Source organism: Arthrobacter sp. CJ23 (assembly GCF_024741795.1).
Lineage (GTDB): Bacteria > Actinomycetota > Actinomycetes > Actinomycetales > Micrococcaceae > Arthrobacter.
In genome coordinates this window covers 3836827-3855438 of the sequence record NZ_CP102950.1, presented here as the reverse complement: position 1 = coordinate 3855438, position 18612 = coordinate 3836827, and the positions used below count along the sequence as shown (strand labels likewise).

The following is an 18612-nucleotide window of genomic DNA, read 5'->3' as shown; positions in this document are numbered from 1 at the left end:
CTCCCCGACGATTGCCAGGAGCACCCCATGCGCACCACCCATGACGCCACTGTGCCCCCGAGGCACCGGCAACGCCAAACCACCGCCTTCCAAACTGCCTACGCCCTCGTTCCCAACGGCGCGTCGAGCGACACCACCGTCCTCCAGCTGACGGGCTGGACAAAGACCCGCGCCTGGGTCGTCGCCAGCCCCATGAAGGGATTCGTTGACCGGTTCACGCACCACAGCGTTGAAGTCCATCCCGGCGGCGGGAGCAACAGCCCCGAACTCGAACCCGGCGTCGAAGCCGTAGTCTTCCTGACCAGCGGCACGCTGCAGCTGACACTCGACGGTGAAACGCACGAATTGGAGGAAGGCAGCTACGCATATCTGGCTGCCGGCGCGGACTGGACCGTCCACAATTCATCGCACGAGACCGCACGGTTTCACTGGATCCGCAAAGCGTACGTTGCCTTGGAGGGCCAGAGTGCCACCTCCTTCGTGACGCGGGAGCGCGACGTACCACCGTCGGTCCAAGCCGGAAGCGACGGAGTCCGGAGCACGAAACAGTTTGTCGACCCGAACAACCTCGCCCACGACATGCACGTCGACATCGTCACCATCCAACCCAACGGGACCATTCCCTCCACCGAAACGCATGCGATGGAACGCGGCATCTTCGTCCTGTCAGGCAGCGCTCTCTACAAGCTCAACGAGGACTGGGTGCAAGTCGACGCAGGGGACTCTCTCCGGCTGCACTCCTTTTGCCCGCAAGCCTGCTATGTCAGCGGCCCGGAACAGTTCCGCTACCTCCAATACAAAGCGGTCAACCGTCAGTGCCGTCTCAGCTAGGAGCCGTTGGAGGCTAGTGCAAGAGAGCGACGGCGGGAACTTCCCGCCGTCGTTCTCTGCTGTTTTGGTGCCTGCTGAGGCTACTTGGTGACCAGTTGGGGGAGGGGCGGCTGAACGCCGCTGCCGACATCTGAGGAAATGTCTTGACGCTCACAACTGGGGCTGCGATTCTCGTTATATGAACCTGTCAGACAGCCGGACAGCCTGACAGCGCATGGCCTGTAGTTGGGGACCGCCTGAGACCCAGGCGCGTTCCGTCGGCCAATTCCTGACGCTGGTGTGGGGGTGAAACCCATCATCCGACCAGAAAACAAAAGGCCACCACTCACATTTCCAGCGATTGAAAGCCACAGCCATTCCCCAGATAACCACCCGCGATCCGGAACGACTGGACGCCGACTCAAAGAGAGCATCATTCAATGCAACCTTCCGGTGGCTCCGGGAAACGGATTCACTGTCCGCATTGTTTTCTAGCCACTGCTGTCCTTCGCTTTCACGCAAAGCAAGAGGTACAGGACGCGAACCACTCTAGGCCCTGACAGTTCCCGCAGACGACCCATCCACCTGAAGAAATGCTCTGCAATCCAGCATGCTTTCAGCCCAAGGCCATGGTTATACCGCCGCCATTGAACCTCCCAGGAGCGCTTTGGTTCGAGGACCGAAAATGAGCCAAAAAGTTTAGAACCGGGACACAAGAACAAGGAATGTGTTCTAAGTAACGTTGTGAGTCCGGACGGTGCCGTCCGGATATGCACTGTCAGAAGGAAGCCCATGGCGACAGCTACTGTGGACGACATCCTGTCGGATCTCCCGCCGGGTTGCGCCAGACTCATTCTTCACCCCACCTGTCCCGTCCATCGGATTGAGCGTTTGCTGATCGTCGACGCCGATGACGAGACGAGGGACGTCCGGGCTGCATTGGTTCTGTTGGTGGGAGTTCGCGGCCGCTCCGTTTTGCCTGCTGTTCGCCGGCTTCTTGCTAATCCGCCGCTGGTGCTGGCCGTGAAGGGCCGGCCCGAGGAGGTGGCAGAAGTGGAGGAACTTCTAAGGGAGACCGGGGCTGGACTTCTGCTGGTGGACCCGGATTCGGACTGGGACCGGTTTGTTTCCATTGCCAATGCCAGGATCCAGCCGCGCAGCTACCAGAGTGAAGTTCTCACGCTGCTCGAGGAGGACCTTTTTGCCATAGCTCAAACGACTGCGCGCCTGACGTCCAGCCATGTCGTCATTGAGGACGCGGCCAACAAGGTGCTCGCGTACTCCACTGTGTGCAATGACATCGATGAACTCCGCAAGGCATCGATACTGGCGCGGCGGGGTCCGCGTAAATATGAACTGCTGCTCAAAGACCTCGGCGCCTATCGCGAACTGCACCGGACTCGCGCGACTGTTCGGGTACCTGCCAGGCCACAGGACGGTTTGAGGGAACGCGTTGCCATTGCATTGTTCGCGGGCCACCGCATCATGGGGTACATCTGGCTTCAGGAAACGGGGGAGGGCTTTGGTCAGGATGTTGAGTATGTTCTGAGCGGCTCGGCCACGCGGGCGGCGGCCGAATTGATCCGGTATCGCAACCATCAGGCGTTACCGATGCGGGAGGACCGGATCGTTCGTATCCTGTCCGGCCCTGCGGAAGCCGCGGCCTGTGCCCACAGTGAGAAGATGCCTGCGGATCTCCCCGCAGCCCTGATCCTGATAGGAATCTCGGCCGAGGCCGCACAGGCCGACGATGCGGCACTCAAGCACGGCGAACTTGCCAATCTGGCGTCCATACATGCGGCAGCCTATAAAGCGTCTGCCATCGTGGGGCAATTCAGGGGAGACACCGCTGTCGTCCTCCCGGGACTGCAGCCGAAGAACGCCAAGGCTGGGCTTCGGATCCTGGCGGAGGCCATCGTCGGTGATGCGACCAAGCACTTGGGGATCTCCCCGTTTGCAGCAGTTGGACCACTCGCTGCTGACCTTTTGTCGGTTCACTCGACGATCGCGAAAACCGAGGCCTTACTGCGCTGTCTGCGCCGCGGAGGGGACGCTTCGGTGGCCACCGAAGACGATTTCGAGGCGGAGATCCTCCTCCACGAGGCAGTGGCAGATTTCACAGCGTCGGCCTTTCGTCACCGCGCGCTCTGGACCCTCCTTCGTGAGGACAGTGATCTGGCCGAGACGCTTCGCGTGTATTTCGAGGTCTCACTGGACGTCGCCGCATGTGCGCATCGCATGAATCTGCATAAGAACACTGTCTATTACAGGATCAGCAAGGCCGGACGGATTACCGGCCTGGACTTCACTGATCCGCGCCATTCCTTGGTTGCCCTGCTTCACGTTCAGGAGTGGGCGGATAAGTACAAGGAGCAAGCGGAAAAGAAATGACTACAGTAATCGATTCGGTCCCCTTGGGAGTCGTGCTGGACGACATTGTCCAGCTGCACAGGCCGCGGAATGAACGTGGTTCGGTCCCCGCCAGGATTCCGCATTTGTCCGCTCCACCGTTCGACCGGTTCGGGATCGCCGTCGCCACCACGACCGGAGAGATCTTCAGCGCCGGCGATGCCGGCATCCCCTTCTCGATACAGAGCATTTCCAAGGTCTTCACCTTGGCCATGGCACTCGGCGTGGATGACCGGGACTCGCTGTGGTCCCGAGTCCTTCGCGAGCCTTCGGGGACCTCCTTTGATTCCCTGGTGCAGCTTGAAGTTGAGCACGGGATTCCTCGAAACCCCTTCATCAACCCTGGCGCACTGGTTGTGACCGATCATCTAATGGAGAGCTTCCCGGACTCCGCGGGCCACTTCCTGCGTTTCCTCGCGGAGCAGGTGGGGGAGTCGACTGTCGGGGTTGGCCCCTTCATTGATGAAGCGGCGGCCCAAAGCGAGCTCGCCAGCGGCAACCGCAATCTTGCTCTCGCGCACTTCCTGAAGGACTTTGGCAACTTGCGCCACCCAGCCCAAGCGGTGGTCGAGTCCTACATCAGGCAGTGCTCCGTGATGATGACCTGCGAACAGACGGCGAAGGCCGGGCTGTTCCTGGCGCGCGGCGGACGTGGGGAAGCCGGCTCCGTTGTGTCAAAGGACCAAGCAAAACGTATCTGCTCCATCATGCTGACATGCGGCATGTACGACGCCGCCGGAGAGTTCGCCTATCGGGTCGGGCTCCCGGGCAAGAGCGGCGTTGGTGGCGGAATCCTAGTCATCGTCCCCGGGAGATACTCCATCTGCGTTTGGAGTCCACGGCTGGACTCCAAGGGCAACTCGCTGGCCGGAATGGCTGCACTCGCTGACCTCACTGACCGCACTGGCTGGTCTGTGTTCTGAAAAGAGCCCGCCATGATTTCGATCGGCCCTGTCAATGCACACGCTTCTTTGCTTCAAACCGAAAGGAATCAAATGTCCATCAATACCAGTGATCAGAAAGACGGTCACCTGACCGACGGCGGTCACGCACACGCCTCGGACTCGCTTATTCACGCAGAGGAAGCGGGGTACCACAAGGGCCTCAAACCCCGCCAGATCCAGATGATTGCTATCGGCGGCGCCATCGGAACAGGCCTGTTTCTGGGCGCGGGTGGACGGCTGCACATCGCCGGCCCTTCGCTCGTCGTCGCCTACGCAATCTGCGGGTTCTTTGCCTTCCTGATCCTCCGCGCGCTCGGCGAACTCGTGCTCCACCGCCCGTCCTCTGGGTCCTTCGTCTCCTATGCCCGGGAGTTCTTCGGCGAGAAGACAGCCTATGTCGTCGGCTGGTTCTACTGGATCAACTGGGCCATGGCCACCATCGTAGATACCACCGCCGCCGCGCTGTACATGAACTTCTTCGGCAAGTACATCCCTTGGATGGGCGCGGTTCCGCAGTGGGCGTGGGCCCTTATCGCCCTGGTTGTGGTCCTTAGCCTGAACCTTGTTTCGGTGAAGGTCTTCGGGGAGCTCGAGTTCTGGTTTTCCCTCATCAAGGTCGCGGCACTCGTGGCGTTCCTGTTCGTTGGCACCTACTTCGTCATTTTCGGCACCCCGATTGACGGCCAGGACGTTGGATTCAGCCTCATCGCGGACAACGGCGGCATGCTACCCAACGGCCTGCTCGCCATGGTCCTGGTGATGCAGGGTGTGTTGTTCGCCTACGCCGGAATCGAACTGGTGGGCACTGCTGCGGGCGAGACAGAGAACCCGGAAAAGATCATGCCCAAGGCCATCAACTCGGTCGTCTACCGCATCGGTCTGTTCTACGTCGGTTCGGTCCTGCTTTTGGTCCTGCTGCTTCCCTACACCTCGTATGAGAAGGGCGTCAGTCCCTTCGTCACATTCTTCGGTTCAATCGGCGTCCAAGGAGTAGACGTCATCATGAACCTCGTAGTGCTCACGGCTGCATTGTCCTCGCTGAACGCCGGCCTTTACTCAACAGGCCGGATCCTGCGTTCCATGTCCATGGCCGGTTCAGCCCCGAAGTTCGCCCAACGGATGAACAAGGCCGGCGTTCCCTACGGCGGCATCGCCATCACCGCAGGAGTCTCCCTACTCGGGGTTCCGTTGAACTACCTCGTCCCCCACGATGCTTTCGAAATCGTCCTTCACGTGGCTGCAGTTGGGATCATCGTGATGTGGGCCGCCATCGTCCTGTGCCAAATTCAGCTCAAGCGATGGGCCGACCGGGGATGGCTCGAGCGTCCGACCTTCCGGATGTTCGGTGCCCCATATACCGGCTACCTGTCCCTGCTCTTTCTAGCGGGCATCCTCGTCATCGTCTTCATTGATTCCCCGCTCACCATGGTGGTCACCGCCGTCGCTTGCGGACTCATGGTGCTTGGCTGGTTCCTTTGCCGCAAGCAGATCCATGAAATTGCAGCAGCCAGGGAAGGCTACACAGGCGAAGCGCCTGTGATCGCCAACCGACAAAGCCTCCGGTAGAAAACCGGCTCACAAAGTGGCTGAACGGACCACGTCCTAAGCAGCCGCCGTCGGGGGCCCGCCACAGTCCCGCAAGCCGGCCGGCACCGCCAGCGATGGTTTGCACCAACACCTTGTTCAAAATCTCGCTCCCAAACCCCCAAGAGGTAACACCATGAAGCACATGCCCAACGGCGCAGAAGGAAACAACACCCCCACGCCGGCGACAATTGCTGCCAGAGTTGCCGCTCCTGCAGCAGCGAACTCCCACCACGTGGCCGCCGACGAAACCCCCGCAATCAGCGTCGGCACGGATGCTGCGTTTGCTGAAGCTGTCCCGAGGCTGGCATCTGGGCGAGGGCTGGAGAACATCTCAGAAGTTCGACACTTCTTCCGGACCAATGATGTGCCGGTGTTTTTCATTGGGGCCACGCCCTTCAACCTGCTCGGGTTGGACCGTTGGGTGCGGAACTTCTCATACGTGACCTACTACGACGCATGGGATGGAGCCCACCCCAAGGTCTTCTCACCCCTATACAAGCCGTACCACGAATTCGAAGACGGCGAGGCCATTAACAACTGGCTCTTGAACAACCCCGAAGTCCGGGCGCACATGGCGCGAGGCCTTCTCCCTGGCGTCAGGCCCAAGGTGGCCATGGTGTTCTTCAACGAAGAAACCGAAGCGATTTGCGCCGAACTCGGCTACGACCTTATCTTGCCCCCGGCGAGCCTGCGCGAACGCCTCGATTCGAAGATCGTGACCACGCAACTGGGCGACGAAGCCGGCGCACCAAGTGTCCCCAACGTCCTGACCACAGCCAACGACTGGGACGAACTTGTCCAAGCAGCCGAGGCTGCTGGCCTCGGCGAGGATCTCGTCGTTCAGACACCCTATGGGGACTCCGGGAAGACTACGTTCTTCATTTCCTGCGAAGCAGATTGGGACAAGAACAAAGACGACATTATCGGCCAGGAACTGAAGGTGATGCGCAGGATCAACAACCTGCCGGTTGCCGTCGAAGCCGTCATCACCCGGTGCGGTACCGTGGTAGGACCGTTCCTGACGGAGCTGACAGGATATGCGGAGCTCACCCCGTACCGGGGCGGTTGGTGCGGGAACGAAATGCACGCCGAGGTCCTCACGCCCGGCCAAAGAACCAAGGCAACGGAGCTTGTACGCCGGCTCGGCGACCGGCTGGGCGAAGAGGGCTACCGGGGATTCTTCGAAGTCGACGTACTCATCGACACCGACGAAGACGAGGTCTACCTGGGTGAATTGAATCCCCGGATCAGCGGCGCCTCCGCGATCACCAACGTCACCGCCGGTGCCTACGCTGACATCCCGCTGTTCCTCTTCCACCTGCTCGAATACATGGACGTGGATTTCGTCCTGGACGTCGATGAGATCAACCAACGCTGGGAGGACCTGGCCGGTGGAGACACATGGAGCCAAATGATCATAAAGGAAGCATCGCCGGTCGTAGAGCAACTCGTGGAAACCCCACCGACAGGCCAGTACTTCCTGGACGCCACGGGCGCGCTGGTCTTCCGGCGTGCCGCACTTGACTGGCACCAGCTCAAGGACGAATCCGAGGCCTTCTTCCTGCGCATCTACGGCCCGGGGGACTACCGGTGGAAAGGCGCCGACCTTGGCGTTCTGGTGACCAAGGGACGCCTGCAACGCGACACCAACGGACAATCATCGTTGACCATCCGTGCACGCCACCTCATCGACTCGATACGATCGCGCTACCTCGGGGTTGCGCTGTCCGACGCCGCAGAACCGAAGCGGTCCCAGGGCGTGAAGTCTCAGTGAATGCAGTTTCAAGCACAGGATTGATGGAGTTAGCAGAACGGATGTCTGACACAACTGAAGCCGGATACCCGGTAGGCATGAACCTGGAAAACTGGCAGTCAACCCAGTATCTGCATTGGAGTTTCCAGCACATGGCTGATTTCCTGCCCACGGCTGTCATTTCCCGTGGAAGGGGCCCAGTCGCGGTTCTTCAACCGCGGCCACTAGGCTCCGCACTGGAAAGCATCGGTGTCCCGCCCCTGCACGACGGGGCACCGGCCACCATCCGCGAAGTCATCGATGCCACTAATACCGACGGCTGGGCAGTCATGCACGGAGAGAACCTCATCGCTGAAGAATATGCAGGGGGCATGACAGCGGGGTCTTCGCACATTCTGATGTCGGTCAGTAAGACCCTCGTCGGGACTGTTGCCGGTGCGCTGTCAGATGAGGGAGTCCTCGACACAGACGCCCTCGTAACTGCATACGTTCCCGCTTTGGCGGGGTCGGGATACGCCGGTGCCACAGTCAGGAATCTGTTGGATATGAGATCCGGCATCGCGTTCTCGGAGAACTACCTTGATCCCTTCGCCGAGGTCCGACTCCTGGAGGAGGCTATCAGCTGGGCACCACGAATGGACCCCGGGCTACCTACCACGCTGTACGGGTTTCTCCAGACCCTGCGGCAAAAGACCTTCCACGGAGGAGTCTTCGAATACCGCTCCTGTGAAACCGACGTCCTTGGCTGGGTTTGTGAAGCAGCCGCGGGAGAGCCCATGCCCGAGCTCATGTCCAGGCTCCTCTGGAGCAGGATGGGTGCAGAGGAGGACGCTACGATAGGCACCGACCCCGTGGGCACCGGCATGTTTGACGGAGGAATCAACGCGGGACTGCGCGACATGCTCCGGTTTGGTTCGATCTTCCTGAACGATGGCGTTTCTCTGACCAATGAACGGATCCTTTCGCCGGGCTGGATCGCAGAGACGCTCAACGGTGCCGTCGACTCCAGGGACGCCTTCCTCTGCAGTCCGGGTGACAACCGGATGCCCGGGGGCATGTACCGCAACCAGATCTGGTTCCCCTACCCGGGCAACGACGTGTTGCTGTGTCTGGGCATCCACGGCCAAATGATCTACATCAACCGCCCCGCGCGCGTCGTGGCCGCGAAACTATCCAGCTGGCCGCTGCCCCAGGACGCGGCGAAACTCTTCTCGACCTTGCGCGCCTTTGACGCTATTTCAGCCACTCTTGCCGCGGACACCGCCAGGCTCCGACAACGAGCACATTAGGCCGGTTAGGGAGAGGGCTGGCGTGCATGACTGGCTGCTCAAGCCTTGGAAGTCTTGCTCACCACCGGCCCTCTCCCTTGTGCAGGGCAACAAATGACCAGATACCAGGCCTGCACCGGACTGCGTCCTTCGGTCACATCCGACCATTCGCGCTGCCCAGGATGCGGGCAGCCATTTCGAGAAACAGAACACGGATACAGACATGACAAACGAGACATCCGGCAAGGAAGTCAAGACCCCAAGCAGGGCTTGGCGCGTCCGGGCCGATGCCTGGGAATTCCTGGGGTATGCCCTGAAGCAGCTGAACATGGGAAGTGCCGCCAAACCTTCCCAAGCGAGCCTGCAAGACCAAGTTCAGAGAGCGCTTGGGCTGCTGAGGGCGGTTGAACCGTACTGGGCAGTTCCCGGGGTGGTTACAGTGGCGAGGCTCGAGGAGGCCGTGACGTCAGGTGACTTCCAGACTGCTGTGGATTTGCTGGCGTCGGTGGCACCTCAGCTGCCTTCTTCCGGGTCGGCGGCTGAAGCCCAGAGCAGCAGCCGAGGACCGCAAGAGGGACATGAGCCGGACATGGGGGACGGGCATGAGAATGTCTCCAGACCACGGTTTGAGGTCCTTCTCGTGGATGACATCACGGGCCAGGAAGCTGACGCCCTCAAGTCCGATATGTACGCCCAACGACGGACCACCGATGCTTTCAACTACGAGGTCACAGTGGTCTCCAGCTACGAAGACGCACTCGTGGCATTGCTGTTGAACCGCGACATTCAGGCCTGCATCCTCAGACCCGGCTTTGAGGTCACCAGCAAACAACCGCTGGGACGTGACCTTCGCACGTTCCTCGGCGGCCACGTCAGTGAGCGGCTTGAAGGGATGCGCCCAATAGGGCGCATCCTTGATCTGGCCGAAAGGATCTCCGAACTTCGCCCGGAACTTGACGTGTACCTGGTGGCAGGCGTCTCAATTGAAACGCTGGCCGGCGCCCTGACCCGCCGATTCAGGAGGATCTTCCGCCGACAGGATCATCTTGACCTGCATCTGTCGCTGCTCTCGGGCATCGCTGAGCGCTACGAGACGCCGTTCTTTACCGCTATCCAGAACTACAGCCGTCGTCCCTCCAGCGTGTTCCATGCTCTGCCGATTTCCCGCGGAGGTTCAGTTGGCACCTCCCCCTGGATCCGTGACATGGCCGACTTCTATGGACTGAACCTTCTGCTGGCTGAGACCTCCGCAACATCCGGCGGCCTGGATTCGCTGTTGGATCCGCATGGGTCCATCAAGCGTGCGCAGGATCTGGCGGCACGCGCGTTCGGCTCCGAGAGAACATACTTTGTCACCAATGGAACATCGACTGCGAACAAGATCGTGCATCAGTCAATCCTTGCTCCCGGAGATATAGTCCTGGTCGACCGGAACTGCCACAAATCCCATCACTATGCCTTCGCACTGGCAGGTGCCCAGGTCTCATATCTGGACGCATACCCGCTGGATAAGTATGCCTTCTACGGGGCTGTCCCGCTGACAAGCATCAAGCAACGACTGCTTGACTACCGGCGGGAAGGCCGCCTGGATGAAGTCAAGATGATCACTCTGACAAACTGCACCTTCGACGGGATCGTCTACGACGTTGAACGGGTCATGGAAGAATGTCTGGCCATCAAGCCGGACCTTGTTTTCCTCTGGGATGAAGCCTGGTTCGCCTTCGCAGGGTTCCACCCGGTTTACCGGCGGAGAACCGCGATGGCAGCGGCGCGGAAGCTTACGTCCTCCTTCAGCGATCCGTCCTATGCGGCCCGGCACGCCAAACAGGAGGCCCTTCTCCAGAATCCCGGGACAAACGAATATGCAGACGATGAGCTCTGGCTAAGCACCCGGCTGATACCGGATCCGAGGAAGGTCAAACTTCGGGTGTACGCTACCCAATCCACGCACAAGACCCTGACATCGCTCCGCCAAGGGTCGATGATCCATGTCCACGACCAAGACTTCAGGGAGATGAATCAGGAGTCGTTCCGCGAAGCGTACATGACGCACACCTCGACATCACCGAACTACCAGATTCTGGCGTCCCTGGACATCGGCCGCCGCCAGGTGGAACTCGAAGGATTTGGTCTGGTGCAAAGGCAGGCCGACCTCGCCACGAGCCTGGCCGAGGCAGTCGCCCGGAACGCGCTTCTAAAGAAATACTTCCGGGTCCTCACAACCCACGACCTGGTCCCCGCCCAGTACCGGATCTCCACCAGCCCAATGCCGTTGCGGGACGGCTATTCAACGTTCGAACGCGCATGGCAACACGATGAATTCGTTGTCGACCCCAGCCGGCTGACCCTGGACATCAGCCGCACCGGGGTCGACGGCGACACCTTCCGCCATCAGTATCTGGCGGACAAACACGGCATCCAAGTCAACAAGACCTCGCGTAACAGCGTGCTCTTCATGACCAACATCGGCACCAGCCGCAGCGCCGTGGCGTATCTGATCGAGGTTCTCGTAAAACTCGCAGAAACCTTCGAGAACGAGACTCCCGGCATCCTGAGCGGGCGGGCCCCCACGATCGTAGCGACCGGCCCGGCGACAGCCACGCCGCCACTGCCGGACTTCAGCAGCTTTGCCGCCCGATTCCGTAAAGGGGCCTCCACTCCGGACGGAGACATCCGGACAGCCTTCTTTGAAAGCTACCGCCCAAGTGCAACCGCCTACGTCGCCCCCGACGAGCTTTCGGCGCAGATCAACAGCGGAACCGAGGTTGTGTCGGCGGGCTTCGTCACGCCCTACCCGCCAGGATTCCCCATCCTGGTCCCTGGCCAGGTCATCACCACCCAGACCCTGGAGTTCATGGCGGCGTTGGACACCCGCGAGATCCATGGCTTCAACCCCGATCAGGGCTATCTGGTGTTCAAAGACTAGAGAAGGGTCCCGAGGCACTGCCCCGGATAAAAGCACACTCAACTCACGGTCATGAAGGCATGACCTCTCTCATAGCGCAGAAGGCTACAACAGTGAAAACACGTCTCGTATCGGACTGGACAAAGCTGATAGGAAAACGGGTAGAGATCCGGCGTTCGGGCGAACAAGTTCAGACGGGGCTCGTGGACAACGCCATGCCCGACTCCTCCGTTATCTGGCTTGCACCCGAAGGTGTCCATCGCAGAGCACTTTTCGAGGCAGCCCACGGCTTCGAGATATGGGTCGAGCCCGGAGCGCAGACGTAGCACCAGCCACCTGCTCAACCACTTCGAAGCGGTACGCCGACACGCCAGCCTGCAGTATCGAAAGAACAGAATGAATTCAACACAGCCGGTAACCGAACTTGAAGTTCATATCAGCGCGCGGACGCAGCTTTCCACGCTCCTAGCGGAGGCAGAAGCAACCCTCATCGCGGCATCACTACCCGCCGGGCACCGGGGCGGCATCCTCATCACCCGCCACAGCGCGCGCCACTACACAGTAGCGTTCAGCACTGCCATCCCCTTCGGAGAAACACACGAGCTCTCAGAATGACCATCCACGGCTCCGCCATCGGGCACCAACAAGCACCAGGCGCCGCCCACACCGCACTAGCTTCCAGGATGGAATTGGCTGATCGCGAACACCTAAAGACGCTGCCACCCCCGTTGCCCCCCAAATCGCGGGGGTGGCAAGCACCAACCCACAACGCCCCTGCTGAGAGGGGGTGTTGGGTCACAACCAGCAAAGGATTGCATATGAAAAGAAATGACAGTGCATCAACCGTAGGGAAGACCCTTCGCGGCATCGTTGCCGCCGGGATGTCGGCTGCGATGCTGGCTCTGGCGCCGGGCGGTATCGCATCTGCTGCCGATGAGCCCGCGGCTTCGTTCGCTCCGATCGACCAGCCAGGGCCAGCGTTCTCGGTACCGCAAAACCTTCTGGCGGAGAGCCTGGAGTGCACTGGCGACGTCACGGGCGCAAGCCGTGATGTCGTACTGCTCATCCACGGCACCACGCTGAACCCGGACACGAACTTCGACGGGAACTGGTTCCCCGCCTTGGACAAGCTGGATTGGCCGTACTGCTCCGTCGCCCTGCCTGAGGACGGAATGACGGACATCCAGGTCTCGGCGGAATACATCGTGCACGCTATCCGGGAGATCAGCGCAACCAGTGGCCGGAAGGTAGACGTCCTCGGTTTCAGCCAGGGCGGCCTCGCTCCTCGGTTTGCGCTGCGGTTCTGGCCCGACCTGCGGGACATGGTCGACGACGTCGTTGCCCTAGGCGCGACCAATCACGGAAGCCTGACCGTGGACGCCATGTGTGCGCCGGGCTGCGCACCGGCCCTTCAGCAGCAGCGCCTGAACTCCGCCTTCGCGCAAGCGACGAACTCCCACCAGGAGACCTTCGCCGGCATCTCTTACACGAACATTTACTCCCACACCGACCAGTTCGTGACGCCCAATCTCAGCGACTCCGGCACTACGTCATTGCACGGCGGGGGCGGCAGCATCACCAACGTCGCCCTCCAGGACGTCTGTCCGCTGAACGTGGCCGATCACCTCGCAACGGGAACGTATGACCCGGTCGCGTACGCCCTGGCCGCCGACGCGCTGACCCACGCCGGTCCAGCAAACCCTGCACGGGTGCCATTGACGACGTGCACCAAGCTGCTCATGCCCGGAGTGAACGCACTGACGTTCCCAGGCAAGTACGTCGACCTTTGGAACACAGTCCTCGCCGAACTGGTGGCATACCCACACGCCACGTCCGAACCCTCACTCAAGTCCTACGTCTACGCGCAGCCCTGACTGCCGCTGCTGCACTGTGGCAGCGAGGATCCATGCCGGGAATCCTTTTGGCCGCTGAACGCTCCCCGGAAGCGGGCTTGGGTCTGACTCCGGGGAGCGGTTCACACCCGGTGCCGAAACCGTGCTCTGGCAGTCGCACGTAGGCGCGGATTGTCTGGAGGGGACTCTGAACGATAGAGATGGTCTCTAACCCGAACAACCTCGCCCACGACATGCACGTCGACATCGTCACCATCCAACCCAACGGGACCATTCCCTCCACCGAAACGCATGCGATGGAACGCGGCATCTTCGTCCTGTCGGGCAGCGCTCTCTACAAGCTCAACGAGGACTGGGTGCAAGTCGACGCAGGGGACTCTCTCCGGCTGCACTCCTTTTGCCCGCAAGCCTGCTATGTCAGCGGCCCGGAACAGTTCCGCTACCTCCAATACAAAGCGGTCAACCGTCAGTGCCGTCTCAGCTAGGAGCCGTTGGCGGCCAGCGCAAGAGAGCGACTGCGGGAACCTCCCGCCGTCGTTCTTTGCTGATATCTATGGCGTGCAGCCGCAGCTTTCCCGAAGGAGCACCTGGACAGGAAGGACCCTGTGCTCGCACGCCGATGGGATCTCGGCCATCCGTTTGCTCAGGAGCTCGACGGCGACCCGGCCCAGCAGGTCCATGGGCTGGCGGACCGTGGTGAGCGCCGGTTGCATGAACCGGCCTGCATCGATCCCGTCGAACCCGGTGACTGCGACGTCTTCCGGAACCTTGACCCCGGCCGCGGTGAGGCCCTCGATGACGCCTAGGGCGGTCTGATCGTTCGCGCAGACGACCGCGTCGGGCAAAGCCGGGCGGCCTGCCTTATCGGCGAGCAGCGCTGCGACGGCTTCGCGTGCGTCTGACCGGCCCGTGGTGCCGCCCAGGACAGTGCCGTCCGGGGCGGCCAGACCGGCTGCCTCGAGAGCGTCAAGGAACCCATTGTGCCGCGCGTAGCGGTCGTAGTCATCGACGGGCCCGGCGAACCAGAAGCTCCTGTGCCCGTGGTCTTCGATCAAGTGCTCGACGAGGCGGCGCATCCCGGCCTTGTTGTTGACCGTCACCGAGGACATGACCGCGGGGTCTTCCGGGAACTGGGCAACCAGGACGATGGGCTTGGTCCGGGCCAGGTGGACGAGCATTGACTCGGACACCACGTGGGGGAGCACCACGAGGCCGTCCACCCGACGGGCGATCTCATCCAGGGCCACGCCGCCCGAGTCCAGCTTCTGCCAGCCAACGGCGAGCGGGAGGCCGCGCACAGTGCATTCGAGTTCCACGCCGCGGAGCACCTCGTCGGCGAAGAGCGGGTAGAGCCTTGGACTGGTCGACGATTCGCGGACCAGGGGGACGTCGTCCTCGTCGAGCTGCTCTGGCATGGCCAGTTCGTCGGGCTCGTGGCCGCTGAACGAGTACATGCCGACGACGCCGCTGTGGCGCTCGGCCAGGCCCCGTGCGAGGCCGCTCGGGATGTAGCCGAGCGTCTCGACTGCCTTGCGGATTGCCTCCTGCGTGGCAGGCCGGACCTTGTCCGGGGAGCGGAAGAACCTGGAGACGGAGGCCGTGGAAACGCCTGCAGCCTCCGCGACGTCGTAAACCGTTGGCGTGGTGCTGGTAGACACAGAATCCCCTTCCCCGAGGGCGTTTGACCACGAGGTCACGTTGCCCGGCCAATCGCCGAGGCTAACACATACTGTACGCGCATACATCCCTGAAATAAAAGGGGACGTGACCCTTGCCACAGCAAAATGTATGCGCGTACAATTTTGAGCACGGGCCGATCGTCGACGTCGAACAGCAGCCCCTGTGCTCTCCGCTCCCCTTCCTTTGAGAGGAACAATGATGTTTAAGAAACGAGCAGACCTGCCGGCGCCAAAGATGCCGGCACCTAAGATGCTCCATCCCAAAGCCACACAAGCAGCCGCCATCGGCCTTGCCGCTGCCCTGCTCCTGACTGCCTGCGGACGCGACAACGGACCCGGTTCCGGATCCACCGAATCAGCATCCCCAATTGCCTCGGGCCCCGCGACCGGAACAGTCACGGTGTGGGCGCAGGGTGCCGAGGGCGCCGCACTGCCTCCCTTGGCAAAGGAATTCGAGGCCGCCAATCCCGGCGTAAAGGTCAACGTCACGGCCATCCCCTGGGATGCCGCCCACAACAAATACCAGACGGCCATCGCCGGGGGCACCACCCCTGATATCGCCCAGATGGGCACCACCTGGATGAGCGACTTCAGCGATGCCTTCGACCCCACGCCCAGCGCAATCGATACCGGCGACATCTTTCCCGGTTCGGTGAAGTCGACCGACGTGGGCGGGACCAGGTATGGCGTCCCGTGGTACGTGGACGCCAATGTGGTCTTTTACCGCAGCGATCTTGCAGCAAGGGCCGGCCATGAGACCTTCCCCACGGACTGGGCTGGCTTCAAATCCTTGGCCAAGGACCTCCAGAGCAAGGCCGGCGCCAAGTATGGAGTCGCGCTCCCCGCGGGCGGAGCGGACTCCTTCCAGCGCATTCTCCCGTTTGTCTGGTCGGGCGGGGCTCAGCTGGTGAACCAGGACAGCACCAAATGGACGCTGGACACGCCCGAGCTCGCTGAAGCCCTCAACTACTACAACAGCTTCTTCACCGAAGGCATTGCCGACAAGAGCCCTGCCACCGGTGCCGGTGCTGCCGAGTCCGCGTTCGTCGACGGATCCGTTCCCATGTGGATCGGCGGTCCGTCCGGAATCGGCGAGCTGGAAAAGGCCGGCGGTGCGGGATTCGCCGACAAGTACAAGGTGGCCATGGTTCCGAAGCAGAAGTCGGCGACCTCCTTCGCTGGAGGCTCCAACCTGGTCGTCTTCAAGAAATCACAGAACCGGGACGCGGCATGGAAGTTCATCCAGTGGCTCTCCAAGCCCGACATCCAGGTCAAGTGGTACAAGGCGACAGGGGACCTGCCAGCATCCCAGTCTGCATGGAAGGACCCCTCGCTCTCCGGTGATTCCAAACTTGCCGTCTTCGGCGACCAGCTCAAGGACGTCAACTCCCCGCCGTCCTTCCCGACCTGGACCCAGGTGTCTGCCGCTGCCGACACCCAGCTGGAACAGATCGTGAAGGCCGGCAAAAACCCGGCCTCGGCCCTCAAGGAACTGCAGTCCACGGCCGACTCAATCGGGACAGGCCGCTGAACATGAGCACGACGTCCAGCCGCACCCCGTTGCCTACCGCATCCCGGTCGCCCAGGGGTGCGGCCGGACCCTCCTCGCGCCGCCGCAGGCAGGCACTCATCGCATGGATGTTCGCGCTCCCGTTCGTGGCGGTCTTCGCCGTGTTCATGCTCGTGCCGCTGGTTTCCTCCTTCGCGATGTCCTTCACGGACTTCACCAGCCGTGACGTCCAGAACCCGGCCGCGATCGGTTTCGTCGGCATCAAGCAGTACGCGACGTTGTTCGCCAACCCGCAGTTCCTCCATTCGATGCTCAACACGGCCTATTTCGTCGTCGTCGGCATACCACTGACCATGGCCGTGGCGCTGGCCTTGGCAGTGGCATTGAACAGTGGAATCAAACGCTTCCGGACGGCCTTCCGCGTAGGGTTCTACACCCCCGTGGTCACCAGCATTGTTGCCGTGGCCGTCGTGTGGCGGTTCATCCTGCAGCCGGACGGCCTGCTGAACACCATCCTGGGCGCAGTGGGAATTCACGGCCCCGACTGGCTCAACAGCACCACGTGGGCCATGCCGGCCATGATCCTGATGGCCGTGTGGCGGAACATGGGCACGCTGATGATCATTTTCCTGGCGGGGCTGCAGAACGTATCGGCGGAAATGCTCGAAGCCGCCGAGGTGGACGGTGCCAATGCCTGGCAGCGGTTCACCAGGATCACGCTGCCCACCCTGCGGCCGACACTGCTGCTGGGCGCGGTGCTGCTCTCCGTTGGCTACCTGCAGTTCTTCGAGGAGCCGTTCGTGATGACCAAAGGCGGGCCGCTCGACTCCACCCTGTCCATCAGCTACTTCACATACAACCAGTTCGGGTTCGGCAAATACGGCTTGGCATCCGCCGCCAGCTATGTGCTCTTCGTCGCCATAGCGCTGCTGAGCCTCGTCCAATTCCGTGCCCTCCGGTCGAAGGACTAAGCACTGCCATGACATTTCCCACAGAAACCCTCACGCCCGCACCCTCGCGGACCCAATCCGGTGGACCTGCACGCCGTCCCCGCCAACGCGGTCAGCGCGGCCGGCCCCTCGTGTATATCCTGCTGCTGCTCGCCGTGGCTGCTACCCTCCTGCCGTTCGCCTGGATGCTGCTGGGATCATTCAAGACCCAAGGTGAACTCCTTCGCAGGCCTGTCACGTGGTGGCCACAGGACGGCACGCTTGCCAACTACACCTCCTGGTTCACTGAGCTGCACATCGACAAGTTCTTCACGAACAGCCTCATCGTTGCCGTCGTCACGGTCTTGGGCAACCTGCTCTTCTGCTCGATGATCGGCTATGCACTGGCGAAGATGAACTTTCCAGGGAAACGGTTCCTCTTCTTGCTGGTGATGGTGACCCTGATGGTGCCCGGGGTGGTCACGTTCGTTCCCCTCTTTGTCATGGTCAGCAAACTGGGGCTGGTCAGCACTTACCCGGCGCTGTTCCTTCCGTTCCTGGCCTCGCCCGTGGGGGTCTTCCTGATGCGCCAGTTCATGCTGGGCATCCCGGATTCAATCATTGAGGCGGCACGGATCGACGGAGCCAGCGAGTTCCGGATCTTCACCCGCGTGGTGATGCCCCTCTGCGGCCCGCCTCTGGCCACGCTGGGGATCCTGACTTTCCTGGGCTCGTGGAACAACTTCCTCTGGCCGCTGGTCGCGGCCCAGAGCGAGGACATGTACACCCTACCGGTGGCGCTGTCCCTCTTCTCGACCGGGCAGAATGCCACCAACTACGGCCTGCTGCTGGCCGGATCGGTCCTGGTCATTACCCCAATCGTCGCCCTTTTCGTAGCGCTGCAGCGCTTCTTCATCCAAAGCGTCGCCGCCACCGGCATCAAGTAACGCTTTCCCTGAACAGCT

The 18612-nt window shown here is 61.6% G+C and carries 12 protein-coding genes and 1 pseudogene; 12 read left to right on the top strand and 1 reads right to left on the bottom strand.

Annotated elements, in window-relative coordinates:
• The first annotated feature begins 27 nt into the window (after positions 1-27).
• The 9 genes and pseudogenes from allE to NVV90_RS17300 all read left to right on the top strand — a co-directional run.
• On the top strand, positions 28-831 hold the full coding sequence (gene allE, locus NVV90_RS17340; RefSeq protein WP_258438484.1) for a (S)-ureidoglycine aminohydrolase: 804 nt from the start codon (positions 28-30) through the stop codon (positions 829-831).
• 771 nt (positions 832-1602) lie between these two features.
• Positions 1603-3201: a CdaR family transcriptional regulator gene (locus tag NVV90_RS17335; protein ID WP_258438483.1), complete on the top strand. Its 1599-nt coding sequence runs from the start codon at positions 1603-1605 to the stop codon at positions 3199-3201.
• Positions 3198-4142: a glutaminase gene (locus NVV90_RS17330; RefSeq protein ID WP_258438482.1), complete on the top strand. Its 945-nt coding sequence runs from the start codon at positions 3198-3200 to the stop codon at positions 4140-4142. Before NVV90_RS17335 ends, NVV90_RS17330 begins: the two co-directional genes overlap by 4 nt.
• A 72-nt stretch (positions 4143-4214) precedes the next feature.
• Positions 4215-5729, top strand: coding sequence for an amino acid permease (locus NVV90_RS17325; protein ID WP_258438481.1), 1515 nt, complete (start codon positions 4215-4217; stop codon positions 5727-5729).
• Between the two features lie 154 nt (positions 5730-5883).
• Positions 5884-7524 carry a biotin carboxylase gene (locus NVV90_RS17320; RefSeq protein ID WP_258438480.1) on the top strand — a complete coding sequence of 547 codons (1641 nt, stop codon included), beginning with the start codon at positions 5884-5886 and terminating at the stop codon, positions 7522-7524.
• A 77-nt stretch (positions 7525-7601) separates the two neighbouring features.
• Positions 7602-8792: a serine hydrolase gene (locus NVV90_RS17315; RefSeq protein ID WP_258438479.1), complete on the top strand. Its 1191-nt coding sequence runs from the start codon at positions 7602-7604 to the stop codon at positions 8790-8792.
• A 307-nt stretch (positions 8793-9099) separates the two neighbouring features.
• Positions 9100-11697, top strand: coding sequence for an aminotransferase class I/II-fold pyridoxal phosphate-dependent enzyme (locus NVV90_RS17310; RefSeq protein WP_258438478.1), 2598 nt, complete (start codon positions 9100-9102; stop codon positions 11695-11697).
• A 797-nt stretch (positions 11698-12494) separates the two neighbouring features.
• Positions 12495-13550 (top strand): hypothetical protein, encoded by a 1056-nt coding sequence (locus NVV90_RS17305; protein WP_258438477.1) that lies wholly within the window; start codon positions 12495-12497, stop codon positions 13548-13550.
• A 197-nt stretch (positions 13551-13747) separates the two neighbouring features.
• Positions 13748-14014: pseudogene (locus tag NVV90_RS17300) on the top strand (cupin domain-containing protein); the annotation flags it as partial.
• A 66-nt stretch (positions 14015-14080) separates the two neighbouring features.
• On the opposite strand, the gene NVV90_RS17295 reads toward NVV90_RS17300, so the two are convergent.
• On the bottom strand, positions 14081-15187 hold the full coding sequence (locus NVV90_RS17295; protein WP_258438475.1) for a LacI family DNA-binding transcriptional regulator: 1107 nt from the start codon (positions 15185-15187) through the stop codon (positions 14081-14083).
• Positions 15188-15458: 271 nt separating this feature from the next.
• Between NVV90_RS17295 and NVV90_RS17290 the strand changes: the two genes are divergently transcribed.
• Genes NVV90_RS17290 through NVV90_RS17280 form a run of 3 tightly spaced genes read left to right on the top strand, consistent with a single transcriptional unit; the run spans position 15459 to position 18594 of the window.
• Positions 15459-16739: a sugar ABC transporter substrate-binding protein gene (locus NVV90_RS17290; protein WP_258438474.1), complete on the top strand. Its 1281-nt coding sequence runs from the start codon at positions 15459-15461 to the stop codon at positions 16737-16739.
• Between the two features lie 2 nt (positions 16740-16741).
• Entirely contained in the window at positions 16742-17689 is a 948-nt protein-coding gene (locus NVV90_RS17285) for a carbohydrate ABC transporter permease (RefSeq protein WP_258438473.1), read from the top strand.
• A gap of 8 nt (positions 17690-17697) precedes the next feature.
• On the top strand, positions 17698-18594 hold the full coding sequence (locus NVV90_RS17280) for a carbohydrate ABC transporter permease (RefSeq protein WP_258438472.1): 897 nt from the start codon (positions 17698-17700) through the stop codon (positions 18592-18594).
• Positions 18595-18612 lie beyond the last annotated feature (18 nt).

Excerpts from the sequence above, each read along its gene's own strand:
- allE (WP_258438484.1), top strand. The coding sequence starts at position 28 with ATGCGCACCACCCATGACGCCACTGTGCCCCCGAGGCACCGGCAACGC.
- NVV90_RS17335 (WP_258438483.1), top strand. The coding sequence starts at position 1,603 with ATGGCGACAGCTACTGTGGACGACATCCTGTCGGATCTCCCGCCGGGT.
- NVV90_RS17330 (WP_258438482.1), top strand. The coding sequence starts at position 3,198 with ATGACTACAGTAATCGATTCGGTCCCCTTGGGAGTCGTGCTGGACGAC.
- NVV90_RS17325 (WP_258438481.1), top strand. The coding sequence starts at position 4,215 with ATGTCCATCAATACCAGTGATCAGAAAGACGGTCACCTGACCGACGGC.
- NVV90_RS17320 (WP_258438480.1), top strand. The coding sequence starts at position 5,884 with ATGAAGCACATGCCCAACGGCGCAGAAGGAAACAACACCCCCACGCCG.
- NVV90_RS17315 (WP_258438479.1), top strand. The coding sequence starts at position 7,602 with ATGAACCTGGAAAACTGGCAGTCAACCCAGTATCTGCATTGGAGTTTC.
- NVV90_RS17310 (WP_258438478.1), top strand. The coding sequence starts at position 9,100 with ATGGGAAGTGCCGCCAAACCTTCCCAAGCGAGCCTGCAAGACCAAGTT.
- NVV90_RS17305 (WP_258438477.1), top strand. The coding sequence starts at position 12,495 with ATGAAAAGAAATGACAGTGCATCAACCGTAGGGAAGACCCTTCGCGGC.
- NVV90_RS17290 (WP_258438474.1), top strand. The coding sequence starts at position 15,459 with ATGCTCCATCCCAAAGCCACACAAGCAGCCGCCATCGGCCTTGCCGCT.
- NVV90_RS17285 (WP_258438473.1), top strand. The coding sequence starts at position 16,742 with ATGAGCACGACGTCCAGCCGCACCCCGTTGCCTACCGCATCCCGGTCG.
- NVV90_RS17280 (WP_258438472.1), top strand. The coding sequence starts at position 17,698 with ATGACATTTCCCACAGAAACCCTCACGCCCGCACCCTCGCGGACCCAA.